1 protein-coding gene is annotated in these 1,295 nt (G+C 59.5%); it reads left to right on the top strand.

Annotated features, from left to right (window positions below; translation table 11 throughout):
- Positions 1–450 precede the first annotated feature (450 nt).
- Positions 451–1,295: UvrD-helicase domain-containing protein (locus EN749_RS35905; protein ID WP_245491587.1), on the top strand; the 845-nt coding region annotated here is incomplete at its 3' end.

A 1,295-nucleotide genomic window follows, 5' to 3' on the forward strand; every position in this document is an offset into this window, starting at 1 on the left:
CCCCCATCTTGTTCCAAGGCGGTCGGATCATCTCGATGAGCCTGTCTCGAGGCCGGCGGCCGTTGGCTGGGAGCAACCCCAGCGCCGGCGGAACGGCGATGTAAACCTCGAGAGTGGTCCCGGCGCCCACCTGCTCGGCGGTGATCTCGTTCCGCCAGCTTACCATGCATAACGCACCAGGGCTCGCAAGGGCTTGTAAACAATCTCGAACCATTTGCTCACTTCCAAGCGGCGTCTATACGACCAATGTGACGCGTAGGACCGCAGCCTGACGATGTTCTGACACACAATCGAAGCAGCTCACTGGCATATGCCAGGATGACCCGAGATCCCGGGACAGCGCTGTGGCCGCGAACATTTCATTGCGATTGCCCGCGATGATTTGGAACATCTCAATACGTTGATGATAATCAGCTCCTTGGGAGCCCTGATTTACTGGACAGATCGAATGTGGCACTGAGTAAATTGCTATCTGGCCGTGCGCGCACATACCGCCCTGGCTTCCTTGCGCGGATGTTTCCTTCCGGAAAATGGAAGCTGACCCTGGACCCCAAGCTGTCCGGGCGCATTCGGCTGAGCCAGGGTGGCGATGTTGATCTCAGTTGCCTCGATATCGTGTCGGTTTCGACCAGCAAGGCGCTGCTGTGGCATACCGTCGAGATCCGCGCACGCGGCAGAACGGACAATCTGTCGAGTCTGTCGGGGGACGCGTCCGAGCAACTGGCCGCAGACCTTCATGCGTTCATCAACACCCATCTCTTCGACCTCATCGGCACAGAGACGGATCATTTGCTCGATGTCGATGCCAGGCTTCGGGAGATCACCGAAGACAACAGACAGTATCTCGCGCAGGCCGATCTCGGGCGGGCCATCGCCAGCGTGCCCGGCAGCGCCGCTGCCGCGCTTTCTCACCCGCTTCTGGATCCACAATTGATTCCGGCAGGGCTCAAGGCGTCCCTGCCGGCTTCGTTCGCCATGCTGACAGACCCAGGCGTTCGCCACGCCTACAATGAAGCGTTCGTTGCCGCGGAGCGGCGCAAATTCCAGCCATTTTTCGACAATCTCGACGGGCGCTCCTTTTCCGATCAGCAACGCGAGGCATGTATCCGCCTGGAGGACAACAATCTGCTCGTCGCCTCGGCCGGGTCGGGCAAATCCGCGACCATGGTCGGCAAGGTGGCCTATGTCCTGGAAAGGCAGCTCTACCGGCCCGATGAGATCCTGCTTCTGGCCTTCAATAAGAGCGCAGCAGATGAACTCAAGACCAGGATCGCACGACAGCTACAGATCGAGGA

It is taken from the genome of Mesorhizobium sp. M7A.F.Ca.ET.027.02.1.1 (genome assembly GCF_004022985.1).
Classification (GTDB): Bacteria; Pseudomonadota; Alphaproteobacteria; order Rhizobiales; family Rhizobiaceae; genus Mesorhizobium.